Raw genomic sequence first — 16934 nt, 5'->3', positions numbered from 1 at the left:
CGGCCGACGGGTTCGGCAACCGCATTGCTTCTCCGGATTCTTCGAGGTGACCGTGAACACAACGCACACCGCACCCGAACACGTCGCCGTCGTCGGGGCGGGCATGGCCGGGCTCTCCGCCGCCTGGTTCCTCCAGGAACGCGGGGTGCGGGTGACCGTGCTGGACCGCGGAGGAGTGGCCGCGGGATCCTCGTGGGGGAACGCGGGCATGCTGAATCCCGCGTTCACCGTGCCGCTCCCGGAGCCGTCCGTGCTGCGCTACGGCATCGCCTCCCTCTTCGACCGGGACTCGCCGGTGTCCGTGCCGCCGGCGGTCGACCGTCACCTGTGGGCCTTCCTCCTCTCGTTCGCGCGCAACTGCACGGCACGGCGGTGGCGGCGCACGATGGCGGTGTTCAACGAACTCAACCGCGGCTGCCTCGCGGCGTACGAGCAGCTCGTCGAGGGCGGCGTGCACGCCCCCGTGAAGGACGCCGATCCGCTGGTCATCGCCTGCCGGAACCAGCAGGACCGCGCACATGTACTGGAGGAGTTCGCGCACATGAGCGCGACCGGAGGGGACGAGGCTCGGTTCGAGGCCGTCTCCGGTGCGGAGCTGCGCGCGCTCGAGCCCGTGCTCAGTGACGAAGTCCGGCTGGGGCTGATGGTGCACGGGCAGCGTTTCATCAACCCGCCCGCGTTCCTGCGCACCCTCGCGGAGGATGTCCGCAGGCGGGGCGGGGACATCGTCGAGGGCTGCTCGGTGGCCAGGATCCGTGACCGGGGCAGGGCAGGTGTGGAGCTGGTTCGTTCTCCCGTCTCCGCGGTCGCGGAGACGGTGCGGGCCGACGCGGTCGTACTCGCCTGCGGTGCGTGGCTCGACGCCCTGGCCCGGCCGTTCGGGGTCCGGATGCGGGTGCAGGCAGGGCGCGGGTACAGCTTCACGGTGCGGCCGCGGGCGATGCCGACGCATCCGATCTATCTGTCGGGCCAGCGGATCGCGTGCAATCCGCTGGGCGACCGCTTCCGGGTCACCGGCACCATGGAGTTCCGCGCGCCCGACGCGCCGCTCGATCCGCGGCGGGTGCGCACCATCGTCGAGTCGGCCCGGCCGATGTTCCGCGATGTGGACTGGGAGGACCGCCGCGAGGAGTGGGTGGGGTCCCGGCCGTGCACCGCGGACGGGCTGCCGCTGGTCGGGGCGAGCCGTTCGCCCCGGGTGCAGGTCTCCGGCGGGCACGGTATGTGGGGCATGGTGCTCGGGCCGCTCACCGGGCGGCTGCTCGCCGACGCCATGACCGGCGGTGAGGTGCCGCCGCTGCTGCGCCGACTCGACCCGCTGCGCTGAGCGGCGTTCCGCCGTCGGCGGGGCGCCGGTGCGTCCGGGGCGCTCCGGCGCCGCGAAGTGCCGCGCCCGGGCACCTTCCGGCACCAGGTCATGCGCGGCGTGGGTCGCCGTGTCGTACGCATGCCGCTTGCGGCGGGCCGCCTCCGCAGCACGAATGATGGCACGTCAGCTCTCGTCCGCACTGGTCAGCGCCTCGGCGATCATGCGGGTGGCGAGTCACGGTCGTCGGTGATCCGGTTGATGAGCTCGGCGAGCAGAAAGGCGGTGGCCTCCAGGGAATTCAGCTCCTCCCGCCGCCACTCTCCGAACCGCTGACGCCACAGGCTGGGGCTCAGCCCGGTACCGGCGGCGACGAGCAGGCCGGCCATGGTGGGGACGACTTCCGGGCGGACGCTCCTGGGCATCATGCGCAGCGAGGCGACCAGGTTCGGCACCACGCACTCGATGACGTCCTTGTCGTGGTCCTCGTAGGCGAGTCGCAGCCACCGCATGAACAGGTAGATGAGCGTGCACGCGCCGTCGAGCACGTCGTCGGTGCCGCCGGGTCCGAGCGAGGCCGCGAACTGCCGGTCCAGCCGCCGCCGTTCGGCGTCGGGCCGGGTGTTCTCGTCGTAGACGGCCTTGAGCTGGGAGTCGATCATCATGAGCACTGCGCCCACGTCACCGGCGGGCGCGTGCTGGGGATCGCAGGGCGAGGGCACAGACTTCCTCGTCGGATGACCGTGTGGAGCGGGCCGTAAGCGTACGGTAGCCGCTCTACGGTGGGCCGGTCCGCCGAATCCCGGGAAGAGCCTCGCGATTCGGCGGACGGTGCGCGCGGCCGGGCCCGCTCCTGCTGCCTGCTGCCTGCTGCCTGCTGCCTGCTGCCTGCTGCCTGCTGCCTGTCGCGGCGTACGGGGTCAGGGGACGCGGGAGGGCTCCCCGGGTCAGCGCTCCAGTTCCTCCCCGGACCGTTCCGGCAGCCGCAGATAGACCAGCGCGGACAACAGGCACAGCGCCGCCACGTACCACGGGAAGGCGTCGGGAATTTCCAAGTCCTCGAACAGGGTGCCGACGTAGGGCGCGGTGCCGCCGAAGAGCGCCACCGCCAGCGAGTACGGGAATCCGATGCCGGTGGCCCGCACCCGGGCGGGAAAGATCTCCGCGTTCACCGCCGCGGCGATCGAGGTGTAGCCGGTGAGCAGCACCATGCCGGTGCACTGGATCAGCAGCAATGAGGCGAACGAGTCACCGACCGCGCGCAGCAGCGGCACGCACAGTACGGCGAAGCCGATCGCGAAGGCCAGCAGCAGCGGTTTGCGGCCGATCCGGTCCGACAGCATCCCGCCCAGCGGCTGGAGCAGCATGAAGAAGACCAGCGAGATCGTGCCGGACATCAGTGCGTCGCTCTTGTCGAGACCGGCGTTGACCTCCGCGTACGTGGGCAGGTAGGCCGTCCACACGTAGTAGGCGATCGTCCCGCCGGCCGTGATCCCCACGATGAGGAGGGATTCGCGGGGGTGCAGACGCAGCGCATCGAAGAGCCCGGGGCGCGGTGCCCCGGCCTGCTGCCCGCTCCGCGTCTCCCGCGCCCCGCGCCGCACCCAGAATCCGGCCAGGCTCAGCAGTGCCCCGAACAGGAACGGCACCCGCCAGCCCCACTGGTGCATCTGCCCGTCGCTCATGGTGGAGACGAGCAGCGCGGCGACGCCGCTGGCGACCAACTGGCCCGCGGTCGTCGACACATACTGGAAACTGGAGAACAGCCCCCGTCGGCCGGGGCCGGCCGACTCCACCAGGAAAGTCGTCGAGGCGGCGAACTCACCGCCCACGGAGAGCCCTTGCAGCAGGCGCGCGACCACCAGCACCACCGGGGCCAGCACCCCGGCGGACGCGTAGGTGGGCGTGACCGCGACCAGCAGGCTGCTGCCGCCCATCAGCAGAATGGTCAGCGTCAGCGCGGCCCGCCGCCCGGACCGGTCAGCCACCGATCCCAGCAGGAGGCCGCCCACGGGCCGCATGAAGAAGCCGACGGCGAAGACGGCGAAGGTGGAGAGCAGGGGGACCAGTGAACTGCCCGTGCCCTCGGGGAAGATCTCGTCGGCGATGTAGGTGGCGAGGAAGGAGTACGCGAACCAGTCGTACCACTCGACGCCGTTGCCGACCGAGGCGGCGACCAACTGGCGCCCGGTGCGCCGGGGCGGACCGTCGCGCCCTTCGCCAGGCCGGTCGGGCTGCGGCCCGCCGGCCGCGTCCTGCGACTGTTCACTCACCCGCGTCATCGCTCGCCATCCTTCCGGTGCGCTTGCCTTGCGCACCGGGTAACCGGACTCCGCCGCGCCTCCATTCCTGCATCTCCGCCGCGTCCCGGCATCCGGTCACCCTGGGCCCGACGCGCCTGGGGGGAAGGGGGGACGGTCCGGCCTCCGGACCGCCGCCGACCAGCGGGGGCGGTCAGCTCGGTTCACCGTGGTGGCACCGGAGTGCCGGTGCCGCGTCGTGGCAGAACGGGAGATGCCTGCGGCCGGGGCTTCCCGACCGCAGGCACCCGCACAGGCGCGAGACTTCTCAGTGACGCGCGGGGGGCTCGTCGGACGTGCCCGGCCAGTAGGCGGGGAAGGCGGCGGCGGGCTGCCGCCCGGTCTCCCTGAGACCGGCGTCCGGCTCCAGCTCGGCCACGATCGGAGCCACCCCGTTCGGCGGGGCCGCCGCGACGACGTCGGTGACGGCCCCGGGGCCCGGCGCCGGCGCGGACCCGGGCGCCGAACCGGTGTGTGCGTCCGGCAGCTGCTGGTCCCGGTCCGTGCGGTCGAACAGGTCGCGGAAGGCCACCGCCGCCCCGCACTCACCGATCATCCGCTGCGAGTTCTGCTTCGCGAGCCGGACCCCGGCGGCGCGCATCGACATTCCGGTCTCGTCCGCCAGGATCATCAGTTCGCGGACCAGCGGCCGGATCTGAGAGGCCAGTCGGCCGCAGGCTCCGCTGGGGCTGACCACGTCGCCCAGGATGACCCACCAGGCTCCGGCGGCGGCACCGGTGTTCGCGATGAAGTCGGGCACCACGCCGACACCCCGCTCCTTCAGGAGCTGTTCGGCTTCGGGGGTGGTGGGTACGTTCGCGGCCTCCACCACGAGCTCGGCAGTGACGCGGTGGCAGTTCTCCTCGGTGATCACGTAGGAGACGGCGGCCGGGACCAGGACGTCGACCTCCTGGTCCAGCCACGCGTCACCGGGGCACACCTCGTCGTCGTCGCGCAGCGCGGAGCGGTCGATCACCCCGCTGGTGCTGCGCGCGCTCAGCAGACCTTCGACATCGACGCCGCGCGAGGGGTTGCGGACCAGCCCCTGGGCGTCGGTGACACCGACGATCTTGACTCCGGCGCGCGCCAGGTAGAGCGCCGTGGCCCCGCCCATCGTGCCGAAGCCCTGGACGACGGCGCGAGCGGACGAAGCGGGGATGCCGCGGTGCTCCAGCGCCGCCAGCGCCGCCTCCGCCACTCCGAAGCCGCCGACCAGCTCCGAGAGCTTCAGGCCGTCCGTCCGGGTTGCGAAAGCCTGCCGGACGCGCTCCCGCGCTTCCTCCTCGTCCGGGGCCCGGACCATGGCGGCGTGGAAGGAAGTGTCTCCGAGGCCGACCCGCGCGAAGGCGCTGTCGAGCTCGTCCTGCTGGGTCCCGAGGTCCCCGGCCGTCACCCAGAAGCGTTCCAGCAGCGGCCGCACGCCCTGGAGGAACCGCTCCCGCACCCCGTCGGCGCGGGGGTCGGCGGAGTCGAAGTCGATGCCGCCCTTGGCACCGCCGACCGGGATGCCGAATGCCCCCATCTTGAGCGTCATCTCCCGGGCGAGCGCGCCGACCTCGTCGAGCGTGCATCCCGGCCGCATGCGCAGGCCTCCGGTGGCGATGCCGGACACCAGCTGGTCGATCACGACATAGCCCCGCGCGGTGGTTTCCGAATCTCGCCACATGACCTGCAGAAAGGGATCATGCTCGGCAGCCTGCAGCGGCGTGTCGACAGCGTTCTGTGTCATGTGGCACTCACCCTTCCGTTAACTATCCAGGCTTTTATGTGCGAGCTTTCAGGCATCACCGCCCAGCGGGCAGAAATCCGCTAACGCACATGAGGGGTCGCACGGTCCTGTTCCACCGATCGGGCGGGCAGCAATACGTGCGACGGTCGTGCGGGTTTATTCGGGCAGGCCGAATGACACCCGCAGGGTGTTCTTCAGTGATCCCCAGAAAAGGGAGGGGACGGATGTACGCAGAGAACGCATCCGGTTGCGTTGTACGTAGCGACCACTGTGAGGTCGGGATCACCCCTTGTCAAGGTGTCTCTGGAGGCGGCTCCGGCGCCCGCGTGACCACCCCGGCGCGATTGGCCCGAACGGGTGAAGCCCCCCTGGTCGAGGGGGCGTTGGGACGTGACGCCGGCGTCGGCGCACCGAGGCGGCCGGGGCCCGTCGCCCCCCGCTCGCCACCCCCGCCCGGACGGCCCGCCGGCGGGCCGTCCGGCACCCCCGATTCCGGGCGCGGGACGGACTCCGGGGCGGAATACGTGCCGGTGCTTTCCGCCCGGCCCGAACGGACTCCGCTCGTGTTTGCCCGATACCGCTCAGGAGCTTTATCATTCGCACTCTCCATCCCTTGGCCACCGGAACAGCCGGTCCGCCCTCTCGCCCTCCGCAACCGCCTCGCCGGATTCCGCGGCCCCTCCTTCCGCAGGGCGGAAAGAGTCACTCGGCCCCTGCCTTGCCATGAGAGCATCGGCCTGTCACCGTGCTGTTTCCGGAAAACTACGAGTCCCGTGCACCCGGGAGCGTTCCGGTTTTCCGACCACCACGTATCCGGTTGACCGGGCACCCCCGGGAGGAGGGAGGGCGGCGACCGCGTCGTGGAGGCCGGCCGCGGCGCCGGGAGCGGGCGCGGGGCGTTGCGGATCTGGGCGAAACCGGTGTCGCGGACCGGGCGGGTGAGCGAAGCTTGTGCGGTGTGATGTCACGACAGTCCAGGCCCCCGGAGGGCCGCGGCGGCCTGCGCCTGTGGCCGGTCGGCTCCGTACTCACCCTGACCTTCCTCGCCTCGCTGGTCGTGGCCGCCGCGGTGTTCTTCACCGGGTGGGACCTGCTCGGCGCCCGGGGAATCGAGCGCGAGCGGCGGCTGACCTCGAAGACGGTCTTCGAACTGGTGAAGCTCTCCTTCGGAGTGGTGGCCGGGTCCGGGGCGCTCGTCGCCCTGGTCGTGGCCTACCGGCGCCAGCGGGTCGACGAGGACGGTGCCCGCCGGGACGCCACCCGTCTGCACACCGAACGCTTCACCGGCGCGGTCGGTCAGCTCGGTGAGGAATCCGCCGCGGTCCGCCTGGGGGGTGTGCACGCCCTTGCGGGTCTGGCGGACGACGCCCCGGACCGGTCACGGCGGCAGACCTGCATCGACGTGCTGTGCGCCTACCTCCGGCTGCCCTACCCCTCCGGGGAGCACCCGGAGGGGACGGAGGTGCCCGGCAGCCGGAGGCACCCGGGCCTGCACGAGGTCCGCCGTACCGTGCTCCGGCTCGTCCGCGACCGCCTGCGCCTCCCGGGTGACCACCCGCACTCCTGGCAGGGCTACGACTTCGACTTCACCGGCGCCCTCCTCGACGGCGGCTCCCTCGACCACGCGCAGTTCTCCGGCGGCACGGTCAGCTTCGACGACGCGGTCTTCCACGGAGCGGTGGTGCTCAACGGTGCCCGGTTCTGCGGCAGTACGGTGACCTTCACCGGCACCCGGTTCACGGGCGGCGCCACGGACTTCAACGGTGCGCACTTCTCCGGTGGCCGCGTCAGCTTCGAGGGCGCCCGGTTCTGCGGCGGCACCGTCGGCTTCGGCGCCGCGCTCTTCACCGGCGGCACGGTCTCCTTCAAGGGCGCGCACTTCGCCGACGGGGCGGTCAGCTTCCGCGGGGCGCGGTTCTCCGGCGGCCCCGGCAGCTTCCGCGGCACGGTCAGCTTCCACGGCGCCCGCTTCTGCGGCGCCGCCGTCGACTTCGACCGTGCCGGATTCGCCGGAAACGCCGTCGACATCGGCAGCGCGGAGTTCTCGGCCGGGGCCGTGACCTTCACCGGCGCGCGCTTCGCGGACGGCGGCGCCGACTTCACCCGTGCGACGTTTACCGGTGGCGCGGTCGGCTTCGTCCAGGCGCAGGGCGCGGCTCCGCCAGGGCTGGTGCCGTCGAACGGCGCGCCGCCGCCCGACGGCGTGCGCCTGCCGGACAGCTGGCACTCCGCGCCGACGCGATCGTGAACGCGCGGTTCCGCACACTCCGCCGCCGTGGCCCCGGAAGCGGCGGCGGTATCCTCACCGGCGAGAGAGCGGAGGTGGCGATGACAGTCGACTGGCGGGCCGATCGGATCGGGAGCGCGCTGCGCGGGGAGAACCCCGCTGTGCTGCGGCGATTGGCCCCGGGGTTCGCCGTGATCGGAGATGTGCAGTTCCTGCCGGGCTACGCGCTGCTGCTCGTGGACGACCCGGAGGTGGGGCGGCTGTCGGACCTGCCGAAGGCGAAGCGGCTCTCGTTCCTGTCCGGCATGGACCGGCTCGGCGAGGCGGTGGAGCGCGCCTGCCGGCGGCTCGACCCGGCGTTCCGCAGGGTGAACCTGGAGATCCTGGGGAACACGGACCCGTTTCTGCACGCGCACGTGTGGCCCCGGTACGACTGGGAACCGGCCGACCTCGTGGGAGGTCCCGTGTGGCGCTACCCGCGCGAGCGGTGGAGCGCGTGGGAGTTCCGGCTCGGACCGCAGCACGACCCGCTGCGGGAGGCGATCGGAAGCGAGCTGGACCGGCTGGACCCCTGATCCCGCCGCGGGCCGGGCCGGACGCGTGAGGGTGTGTTCCCACCGGCGCAGCCCGGGCGGTGCGGCCGCTGCCGCCGGGGCTTCGCCCGTTCGGGTCGAGTTCCCCGCGGGGCGGATCGGCCGCCGGCGCCGCCGGGGAGAGCAATGGGCGGGGCGCCGGGGCCGGTGCGGGAGCACGAGGACGGCGGCCCGGCGGCAGGGGCGGTGCGGCCGGCTCCGCACGGCGCTCAGCTCTCCCGGGTGTCCGCGGTGCCGAGCGGGAACCGGGCCGGGGACGGGTTCGCGACGACGGCAGCGGAAGAGGTGGGACGTTGGGCGACTACGCGGACCTTCCCGGTATCAGGATGTGGTACGAGACCGAGGGGAGCGGCGATCCGCTGCTCCTGCTGCACGGTGGGCTGTGCACGAACGCGACGTGGGGCGGTCAGCGCGCCGAACTCGCCGCGCACTACCGCCTCTTCCTTCCCGAGCGGCGCGCCCACGGACACACCCCCGACGTCGAGGGGCCGCTCTCGTACCAGGACATGGCCGAGGACACGGTGGCCTTCCTGGAGACGGTGGTCGGCGGTCCGGCGCAGCTGGTCGGCTGGAGCGACGGCGGTGTCGTGGCGCTGCTCGTCGCGATGGCCCGCCCCGACCTGGTCCGCAGAGCGGTGCTGATCGGGGCCAACTTCCGTCCTTCCCCGGAGTCTTTCGTCGAACCGGCGCTCGTGGACGCGCTGCGCCCGGAGGGAGTGGACCTGGCGTTCTTCCGCGAGCTGTACGAGGCCGTCACACCCGAGGGCGCCGGACACTGGCCGGTGGTGGCGCGGAAGGTCATCCACATGTGGCGCACCCAGCCGTCACTGACCGCGGCCGATCTGGCGCGCGTCACGGCGCCCACCCTCGTGGTGGCCGGTGACGACGACATGATGACGCTGGAGCACACGGTCGCGCTGTACCGGGCGCTTCCGGCGGGTCAACTGGCGGTGGTCCCCGGGGCCTCCCATCTGGTGCCGGTGGAGCAGCCGGCCTCGGTCAACCGGCTGATCCTGAACCATCTCGCACGGGACGCGGTGGAGACGATGATGCCCATCCGGCGCGCGGCATCCCGCACCGCGCCCGGCACGGCGGAGACCGCCGAGAGCTGACCCGCCCCGGAAAGGGCGGGCGGCGGAGCGTCAAGGAGTCCGCCGGCTTCGGGGTGCGTTGCGGCGCGACCACGGCGGCATCGTCGCCGAGGCTGCCGCCGCCGTGCGCGAGCAGATCCCCCTTCAGCGGTCGTACCAGCGTGCCGGGGTCCTCTCCCACCCAGCGGGTGAGCCGCTCGGTCAGCGGACAGCAGGCCCCTGCCTCGTCCCGCGACTCGATGACGCCGTCCGTGTACAGCAGCAGGTCGTTCTCCTCCGTCGGGAAGGTGCCGGCCCGGTAGGCGGAGGAGACGAGGGGGCTTCTTCCACTTCGGCAGGAGAGGTGTGACGCTCCCGCCGCGCAGCAGGAGGGGTGGGGGGATGACCGCAGTTGACCAGCCTGACCACGGTAGCGGCATGGGGGAGCTCCACGAGGGCCGCGGTGATGAAGGCCTCCTCGCCGCCGCCGTCGGTGTCGGTGAGCTCGTGCAGGTCGCGGCTGACGCTGTGCTCCCCTGGGCAGAGGCGGGTCCGCGTACCGACGCGGGATGTGGCATGTGCCGACACAGCGGTACGTCGCAGCACCGTGGTGCGCTACGCGCCCTCGCTCACCGCTCGTATGTCATGCGGCGCAGCCTGTTCTCCGCCTGCGCGAGGGGCTTCCGGCCGGGGCCTGCCACAGTATTCCCCACCGGGGCCGCCGGACCTGGACGCGTTCCGCCCGGGGTGGTCCGCCGCGGGTGTCTCGACCGGTTCTTAACCGAGTCTTAAGCGGTCCTCGAGCATCTTGACCGCTTCCGTCGACTCGGGCATGGTCTAGACCAAGTACAGGATGCGTGTCCGAGCCCGGCGCCCTGCACGCGGAACAGCGTCCTCCACCGCCGCCCCTCCCCTCCGACCGGCCCCACCGCTGCGGACCCCGTCGGCCCGGCCCGGTCCGTCGATCACCCCTCCCACGCAAAGACGTTCCATCCGGGCCGAGTCGGGGCGAGAGGCGCGGCGGTGCCCATCCCCCCACGGAAGGAACCCCCATGTCCTCCCTCACCGCTCGACTGGACCAGGCACGCCCCTACGCGACCGGACTGTTCCGGATCGTCGTCGGCCTGCTCTTCCTCTGCCACGGAGCCGCGTCGCTCTTCGGGGTGCTCGGCGGTGCGAAAGGCGGCACCGTGCCGGTGGGTGCCTGGCCCGGCTGGTACGCGGCAGTGATCCAGTTCGCCGGGGGCCTGCTGGTCCTGGTGGGCGCGGGGACCAGGACAGCGGCCTTCGTCTCGTCCGGCTCGATGGCCTACGCCTACTTCGCCGTCCACCAGCCCAGGGGCCTCTTCCCCCTGCAGAACGAAGGGGAAGCCTCGGCGATGTTCTGCTGGGCGCTCCTGCTGCTCGTCTTCACCGGGCCAGGCGCTCTGGCACTGGGCTCGCTGCGCTCCTCCTCGCGTTCCCGCACCCGCGAACTGGACCGGCAGGCCGTCCCCGCCTGATACCGGCCCCCACGACACCCGCGGCTGCCCGGACGCCGCACGCCTGGGCAGCCGCGGGCCTCCATGGGCGCCCGGCCCCGCAGCGGAACCGGGCGGACTCTCAGCTGAATGGGCTCTCAGGGCCGCAACAGGCCGCCGACCCACCAGTCGTGCGGCTTGCCGTCATTGGCGATGCTGCGATTGCGCAAGGTCCCCTCGACGGTGAAGCCGAGCTTCTCGGCGACGGCACGCGAGCCGGCGTTGCCGACCATGGCCCACCACTCGATACGGTGCACGTCCAGAGCGGCCCAGCCCCACTCGCACAGCGACCGGGCGGCTTCCACCGAATAGCCGCGCCCGCGCTGGTCGTCGACCGCCCAGTAGCCGAGTTCCCAGACCCCCTGACTGACGAGGAACAGGCAGTACGACCCCACCAGGTCGCCGGTGTCCTTGCGGAACGCGCCGAGGGTGTAGTTCCGGTCCTCGGCCCAGCCGGCAGGGAGGTCCTCGGCTATGCGCTGCTGCGCGTCCGCACGCCGGAACGGCACCGGAACCGGCGTGAAGTACTGGATGTCCTCGTCCTGGCACGCCTCGTACAACGCGTCCACGTCGGCGGACACGAAAGGACGCAGCGTCAGCCGGTCCGTCTCGAGAGTCACCGGGTCCATCACCGCAGTATGGACACCCGCCGCCGGCGCGGCGAGCGAATATTCCGGTACGCGGCCGGGCCAAGCAGTGTTGACCTTCACCTCGGGGCAGGCCACAGCATCGGTGGGGCCGGGCGACGTGCCCGGCATGAGGAGGAGTGGCATGGGCTTGCTGACCATCGGAGCGTTCGCGAAGGCGTCCCGGCTGTCGCCGAAGGCACTGCGGCTCTACGACGAGCTCGGCCTGCTGACCCCCGCTCGCGTCGACCCGGTGACCGGCTACCGCCACTACGCGCCCGAGCAACTGGACCGGGCCCGGCTCGTCGCCTGGCTCCGGCGGCTGGGGATGCCCCTGGCCCGCATCCAGCGGGTCTGCGCGCTGGACGCCGGCTCCGCGGCCCGGGAGGTCCGCGCCTTCTGGGCGCAGGTCGAAGCCGACACCGCGGCACGGCGCGACCTGGCCACCTTCCTCATCGACAGCCTCGCCAGGAAGGACCCCGCCATGACTCCGGCCACCCGCCCCCTGGAAATCCGCTACGCCGCACTCTCCGACCCGGGACTGGTCCGCGAGGGCAACCAGGACACCGCCTATGCCGGATCCCGGCTGCTGGCCGTCGCCGACGGCTTCGGCACGGCGGGAGCCCCCGCGAGCTCCGCCGCCGTCGACGCGCTGAAGTACCTGGAGACCGACAGCATCCCGGCCGGGAACCTCCTCAACGCCCTGGAGGACGCCGTCGACCGGGCCCGGCAGGCCGTGTGCGGCGCAGCCGGCGCCGGCGCCCGGCCCGACGAGGAGGCGGGCACGACACTCACCGCGATGCTGTGGACCGGCTCGCAACTGGGGCTCGTGCACGTCGGCGACTCCCGCGTCCACCTCCTGCGCGACGGGGAGCTGTTCCAGATCACGCACGACCACACCGTGGTGCAGTCGCTCGTCGACGAGGGACGGCTCAGTCCGGAGGAGGCAGCCTCCCACCCGCAACAGTCGCTGCTGCTGCGAGCGCTGGGCCGAGGAGTCGACGATGTCCTTCCCGACCTGCGGCTGCACGACGTCCGGGCGGGAGACCGGTATCTGCTCTGTTCGGACGGGCTGTCAGCCGTCGTTCCGGAGGCGGAAGTCGGCCGAGTGCTCGAACGGAGCCCGCGGCCCGAGGAGGCGGTCCGTGAACTCGTCGCTCTCGCCAACGAGGCCGGCGGCCCCGACAACGTGAGCTGCGTGGTCGCCGACGTCCTGGCACAGCGGCAGCAGGCGTGAGCGGCATGCGCATCGAATGGCACCGGATCCGCTCGCATGAGCTGCGGCGGGAGGCGGACGCGTACCGACTCGCCCGACAGGCCCGCCGAACGGCCGCCCCTTCCGCCGTCGCGGGCGAGGCGTCCCGGGTCACGGCCCCGCGGCCTTACCGCGCCCCGCCTCCGGCCGAACGTGCGGACAAGCACGGCGGCGGCTGGGTACGGCTCCTCCGCCCGCTCGGGAGGATCCTTCGAAGTCCCGGCAGGATCCGCGGGCTGCTGCGCGACTGAGCCTTTGCCGCTCCGGGTGGAGGCACCCTAGAGTCTCTGGGATGCAGCGCGGGACGGGACTGACCCTGGCCGGGACCGCCGTCGCCCTGGCCTGGGGCGAGTGGTTGAACCGGCGCTGGTCCCGCGCTCTCGCGCCCGACGGAGGGGCCGCTGCCGCGACGGTGGTCGTGCTGGGCTTCCGGAACCCACGCACCAGGGCCAACGTCGTCAACCGCTGGCGGGTGCGTGCGGGGATCCGCTCCCTCGGCGCCGGTCCCGAGAGCGGGACCGGCCTGATCTTCAGCGGGGGTCCGGTCGGCAGCGGCGTGCCGGAGGCCCGGCTGATGGCCGCCTACGCGCGGTCGGTGCTCGGCTTCGAGGGCAGGGTGCTCCTCGAGGAACGGAGCACCACCACATGGGAGAACATCACCAACGTGCTCCCGCTGCTCGAGAACGCCGACCGCATCAGAATCGTCTCCCAGCCCGCACACGCGCTCAAGGCCCGCGCGTATCTGCGGCGGCAGCGCCCCGACCTCGCCGAGCGGCTCGTGCGCGCCGACGACTACCGCCCCGGCGAGTGGCTGATCGTCAAACCGCTGCTCGCGCTGTACGGAGTGTGGACCCTCCGCGGCCTCACGGCCGACGAGCGGCGGCAACCGCGTCGGACCGCTGCTTGACCGGCACTTCCGCCGCGGCGCCGGCCTCGCGCGATTCCGGCCGACAGGAGCGGCCCGCTGACCGACCCCGGGCGGCGGCTCCCGCACCGGGCGCTGTCGGCCGCCCCCTGGCATCGGCGCCCGTCGGCGATACGATGCGGGACCGTGGCTATGGGTAACCCTGGAGGAGCAGCGTACGGCGGCCCCGCGCCGCGGAACATCCCGGCGAAGGAGCTGCGGCCCCGCCGCCTCTGGTACGTGGTCGCCGCGGTGCTGGCGCTCGTGCTGGCCGGCAGCGGTACCGCCGTCATCGTGCTGGCGGTGCGGGACACCGTGGACTCGATCGACACCGACCACAGCTTCCCCAGCGGCGGTTCGCAGAACTTCCGTTTCATCGCGGGCGAGACCAAGGCGATCTACGCCTCCGTCTCCGGGCGGGGCCGGGTCAACTGCCGGATCCCGCAGATGCGGTCCGGATCCGTGGAACAGCCGGACAGCACGTTCCGGATCACCAGCGGGTCGCGCACCTGGGAGCGCGTCTTCGAGGTGAAGCCGGGTAGCAGCGGCGACTACACGCTCACCTGCACCTCGGATCGGCAGACCGAGTTCGCGCTGGGGGACGAGCCCCGCGTGGGTTCCGCGGTGGGCTCCGTCCTCGCGGCGATCGGGCTGTTCCTCGCCGCGGTCGCCTCGGCCGTGACCATCAGCGTCGTCACCGCTGTCCGCCGCGGCCGCCACCGCCGCCGACTCACCATGCCGGGCCCGCAGCCGTACCCGGGCCATCCGGGTCCGCCTCCCCCGCCCGGCCCGCGCTCCTGAGCGGACTCACCCCGCGTCCCGGAGACGTGCGGGAGTGCGGCCCGCAACTGCGCGCTCCCGAGCGGGCCTTCTCCGGCAGCCCCTGCACCAGACCCACCGGCGCCACCGCATGTTCGCACCGCGCCCGCCCGGCGGGGTCCTCAGCCCACCCGGCGAGTGAGCACCGCTCCCGGCCAGTCCCCGTGCAGGAACCGCTCGGCCGGGGTGAATCCGTTGCGTTCGTAGAAGGCGACGAGTTCGCCGCCCCCGCCCGCCCAGCAGTCGACCCGCAGCAACCGCACTCCGGCCCGCAGGGCCTCTGCGGCGGCGTGGTCCAGCAGCGCGGCGCCGATGCCCCGGCCGGCGTGGCGGCGGTCGGAGACCAGCAGTCGGACGTACCGCTCGGGTTCACCGGCCGGCCCGACGGGCAGCTGCGGGCTGGGGCCGGAGTGGAGCACCAGCGCCCCTACGGGTGTGCCGTCCAGCTCCGCGATCCAGGGGCTGTTCTCGCTCAGGTATCCCTCCACCCGCGCCACCCCGCCGGGCTTTCGGGAGTAGGGGGTCGTGCCCCACTGCTGAGTGTTGCCGCGAGCGTTCATCCAGGCCACCGCGACGTCGAGCAGGTGCAGGACAGCCGGTGCGTCGGCCCGGTCTCCGGGCCTGATCCGTATGCCGGGGGCGATGTCGTCCACGGCGGGAGCATAGCCGCTCCGGCGGCAGGGTCCGCCGGGTCCGCTCAGTGCCGGGTCCGCTCCGCGGCCTCGCGCGTGATGTCGGCGTAGACCCGGAAGAGGGCCGGGCGGGAGTCGCGGGGGGCTCGTTCGTGCAGTTCCGCCCAGCACCGGGCGACGACGTCCCTGGCCCGGGCGCCGGGCCAGGGACGGGGCAGCACTCCTACGGCATGCACGAGCAGCGCGTCTCGATCCGCCACGGCGGCCACGTCCTGCACGGCGTACCGACCACGCCCCGAGGACGGGCGCGAACGGCACGGTCTGGTCGTGTACGTCCACGGCGACGGCGCCGTGGGCGCCACCCACGACGGCGGCTACCGACCCCTGTGGGAGGCGAACGCCGCAGCCGGATACGCCTCGCTCTCCTGGGACAAGCCCGGTGTCGCGGGGGCACCCGGCGACCGGCTGGAGCAGTCCATGCAGGACCGGGCGGAGGAAGCGGCCGCCGCCATCGACTGGGCGCGCGAACGCCCCGGCATCGACGGGGACCGGATCGGACTCCGGGGCGCCAGTCAGGCGGGCTGGGTGCTGGCTGAGGTCGCCGCCGAAACCCGGGTGAGCTTCGCGATCACCGTCTCGCCCGCGACCAACTGGCTCCGGCAGGCCGCCACAACCTTACGCACCGACGGTCGCGCACTACCCGGAGGCGGCCCACCTGCTGGTCAAGGAGTCCGTCGAGCGGGTCGGCCCCCAAGCTCGTGCTCACCGCGCTCCTCACCCCTCGCCGGCCGTTCGCGGAAGGGGTCCTGGCCGACCAGCAGCGGTTCCTGGCGGCTTCCGGCACGGTGCGGCCCCAGCAGCCCGCACGGCAGCAGGAGGCCCGGCCGTGCGGTGGCGGCGAGGCCCCTGCCTACCCGGCGGATCCCACCCTCCCCAAGACTAAACAGATCTGTATAGTGAGGCGAGTAAACCGATCTGTTTAGTCGAACAGTGGGGTGAGGTGTGAACTTCCTGCTAGCCGTCGCCTTCGTGGTCTGCTGGAGCTCCGGGTTCATCGGGGCGAAGCTGGGGGCGGGCAGCGCGCCCGCGGTGACGATCCTGATGTGGCGCTTCCTGCCGCTCGCGCTCGCCCTCCTGGCCGCCACCGCCGCACGGGCCTCCTGGCGGGGTGTCCCGCCGCGGGTCCTCCTGCGGCAGGCACTGATCGGCACGCTCTCCCAGAGCGGCTATCTGCTCACCGTCTTCTGGGCGATCCAACTGGGCGTCTCCAGTGGAACCACCGCCCTCATCGACGGTGTACAGCCCCTGGTCGCCGGAGCACTGGCGGGGCCGCTGCTGCGCCAGTACGTCTCCCGCCGGCAGTGGCTGGGGCTCGGGCTGGGACTCGCCGGGGTCGTGATCGTCACCACCGCCGATGCCGCCACGGCCGCCGAGGTGGCCTGGTGGGCCTATCTCATACCGTTCCTCGGCATGCTGTCGCTGGTGGCGGCCACCTTCCTGGAGGGCCGCTCCCGCACGGACCTCTCCCCCGAGGTGCCGCTGGCCGTGCACTGTGCCACCAGCGCGGTCATCTTCACCGCCCTGGCCCTGGCAGCGGGTTCGGCGACGCCACCCGCCGAACCCGCCTTCTGGACGGCGGTCGCCTGGCTGGTCGTGCTCTCCACCTTCGGCGGCTACGGCCTCTACTGGCTCATCCTGCGGCGCTCCGGCGTCACGAAGGTCAACACGCTGATGTTCCTCATGGCCCCGGTCACCGCGGTCTGGGGCGCGATCATGTTCAGCGAGCACTTCGGGGTGCGGACCGCCCTCGGGCTGGCCGTCTGCCTCGCGGCCGTGGTCGTCGTCCACCGCGGCCGACGGCCCGCGGCCCCGGTGCCGGTCCGCGCCCGGAGCGACGCTCCGGCGCCGGCGCCGGCCCGGAATCCCGCGGCTTCCCTCTGATACCTCACCTCC

The 16934-nt window shown here is 72.7% G+C and carries 16 protein-coding genes and 1 pseudogene; 10 read left to right on the top strand and 7 right to left on the bottom strand.

Going from position 1 to position 16934, the window contains the following annotated elements; genetic code table 11:
• Nucleotides 1-52: 52 nt before the first annotated feature.
• On the top strand, nt 53-1327 hold the full coding sequence (locus ACFYMO_RS29105) for an FAD-dependent oxidoreductase (protein ID WP_366771290.1): 1275 nt from the start codon (nt 53-55) through the stop codon (nt 1325-1327).
• Nucleotides 1328-1492: 165 nt separating this feature from the next.
• Here ACFYMO_RS29105 and ACFYMO_RS29100 read toward each other — a convergent pair.
• The 3 genes and pseudogenes from ACFYMO_RS29100 to ACFYMO_RS29090 all read right to left on the bottom strand — a co-directional run bounded on the left by ACFYMO_RS29100 (nt 1493) and on the right by ACFYMO_RS29090 (nt 5335).
• Nucleotides 1493-2028: pseudogene (locus ACFYMO_RS29100) on the bottom strand (hypothetical protein).
• Nucleotides 2029-2253: 225 nt separating this feature from the next.
• Nucleotides 2254-3588: an MFS transporter gene (locus ACFYMO_RS29095; protein ID WP_388550137.1), complete on the bottom strand. Its 1335-nt coding sequence runs from the start codon at nt 3586-3588 to the stop codon at nt 2254-2256.
• Nucleotides 3589-3874: 286 nt separating this feature from the next.
• Nucleotides 3875-5335: a Glu/Leu/Phe/Val dehydrogenase dimerization domain-containing protein gene (locus ACFYMO_RS29090; protein WP_366771293.1), complete on the bottom strand. Its 1461-nt coding sequence runs from the start codon at nt 5333-5335 to the stop codon at nt 3875-3877.
• Between the two features lie 961 nt (nt 5336-6296).
• Between ACFYMO_RS29090 and ACFYMO_RS29085 the strand changes: the two genes are divergently transcribed.
• The 3 genes from ACFYMO_RS29085 to ACFYMO_RS29075 all read left to right on the top strand — a co-directional run bounded on the left by ACFYMO_RS29085 (nt 6297) and on the right by ACFYMO_RS29075 (nt 9267).
• The gene (locus ACFYMO_RS29085; protein WP_388550222.1) at nt 6297-7583 is read left to right on the top strand and encodes a pentapeptide repeat-containing protein; all 1287 of its coding nucleotides are present in this window, start codon (nt 6297-6299) and stop codon (nt 7581-7583) included.
• Nucleotides 7584-7663: 80 nt separating this feature from the next.
• On the top strand, nt 7664-8137 hold the full coding sequence (locus ACFYMO_RS29080; protein WP_366771295.1) for a diadenosine tetraphosphate hydrolase: 474 nt from the start codon (nt 7664-7666) through the stop codon (nt 8135-8137).
• 311 nt (nt 8138-8448) lie between these two features.
• A complete protein-coding gene (locus ACFYMO_RS29075; RefSeq protein WP_388550133.1) occupies nt 8449-9267 on the top strand; it encodes an alpha/beta fold hydrolase in 819 nt (272 codons plus the stop codon).
• On the opposite strand, the gene ACFYMO_RS29070 is transcribed toward ACFYMO_RS29075, so the two are convergent.
• On the bottom strand, nt 9155-9505 hold the full coding sequence (locus tag ACFYMO_RS29070) for a SpoIIE family protein phosphatase (protein WP_388550219.1): 351 nt from the start codon (nt 9503-9505) through the stop codon (nt 9155-9157). The two genes, ACFYMO_RS29075 and ACFYMO_RS29070, sit on opposite strands and share 113 nt — an antisense overlap.
• A gap of 772 nt (nt 9506-10277) precedes the next feature.
• Between ACFYMO_RS29070 and ACFYMO_RS29065 the strand changes: the two genes are divergently transcribed.
• Nucleotides 10278-10727: a DoxX family protein gene (locus ACFYMO_RS29065; protein ID WP_388550130.1), complete on the top strand. Its 450-nt coding sequence runs from the start codon at nt 10278-10280 to the stop codon at nt 10725-10727.
• Between the two features lie 116 nt (nt 10728-10843).
• On the opposite strand, the gene ACFYMO_RS29060 is transcribed toward ACFYMO_RS29065, so the two are convergent.
• Nucleotides 10844-11374 carry a GNAT family N-acetyltransferase gene (locus ACFYMO_RS29060; protein ID WP_366771298.1) on the bottom strand — a complete coding sequence of 177 codons (531 nt, stop codon included), beginning with the start codon at nt 11372-11374 and terminating at the stop codon, nt 10844-10846.
• A 142-nt stretch (nt 11375-11516) separates the two neighbouring features.
• Here ACFYMO_RS29060 and ACFYMO_RS29055 point away from each other — a divergent pair, with 142 nt between their 5' ends.
• The 3 genes from ACFYMO_RS29055 (at nt 11517) to ACFYMO_RS29045 (ending at nt 14331) form a co-directional block, all read left to right on the top strand.
• Nucleotides 11517-12608, top strand: a complete 1092-nt coding sequence (locus tag ACFYMO_RS29055) for a MerR family transcriptional regulator (protein WP_388550127.1) — start codon at nt 11517-11519, stop codon at nt 12606-12608.
• Nucleotides 12609-12918: 310 nt separating this feature from the next.
• Nucleotides 12919-13533, top strand: a complete 615-nt coding sequence (locus ACFYMO_RS29050; RefSeq protein ID WP_366771300.1) for a YdcF family protein — start codon at nt 12919-12921, stop codon at nt 13531-13533.
• 150 nt (nt 13534-13683) lie between these two features.
• The gene (locus ACFYMO_RS29045) at nt 13684-14331 is read left to right on the top strand and encodes a serine/arginine repetitive matrix protein 2 (RefSeq protein ID WP_388550124.1); all 648 of its coding nucleotides are present in this window, start codon (nt 13684-13686) and stop codon (nt 14329-14331) included.
• A 140-nt stretch (nt 14332-14471) separates the two neighbouring features.
• On the opposite strand, the gene ACFYMO_RS29040 is transcribed toward ACFYMO_RS29045, so the two are convergent.
• Together ACFYMO_RS29040 and ACFYMO_RS29035 are read right to left on the bottom strand one after the other, a co-directional pair.
• Complete coding sequence (locus tag ACFYMO_RS29040; RefSeq protein ID WP_366771302.1) at nt 14472-15002, bottom strand: GNAT family N-acetyltransferase; 531 nt, start codon at nt 15000-15002, stop codon at nt 14472-14474.
• Between the two features lie 44 nt (nt 15003-15046).
• Nucleotides 15047-15241 carry a hypothetical protein gene (locus tag ACFYMO_RS29035; RefSeq protein ID WP_366771303.1) on the bottom strand — a complete coding sequence of 65 codons (195 nt, stop codon included), beginning with the start codon at nt 15239-15241 and terminating at the stop codon, nt 15047-15049.
• A gap of 67 nt (nt 15242-15308) precedes the next feature.
• On the opposite strand from ACFYMO_RS29035, the gene ACFYMO_RS29030 reads away from it, so the two are divergent.
• Nucleotides 15309-15938 carry an alpha/beta hydrolase family protein gene (locus tag ACFYMO_RS29030; RefSeq protein WP_388550120.1) on the top strand — a complete coding sequence of 210 codons (630 nt, stop codon included), beginning with the start codon at nt 15309-15311 and terminating at the stop codon, nt 15936-15938.
• Between the two features lie 45 nt (nt 15939-15983).
• Nucleotides 15984-16922, top strand: a complete 939-nt coding sequence (locus tag ACFYMO_RS29025; RefSeq protein WP_366771304.1) for a DMT family transporter — start codon at nt 15984-15986, stop codon at nt 16920-16922.
• The last annotated feature ends 12 nt before the right edge of the window (nt 16923-16934 follow it).

The sequence above is a fragment of the Streptomyces sp. NPDC007025 genome (genome assembly GCF_042869455.1).
GTDB lineage: Bacteria > Actinomycetota > Actinomycetes > Streptomycetales > Streptomycetaceae > Streptomyces.
This window is presented reverse-complemented; position numbering and strand designations above follow the sequence as displayed.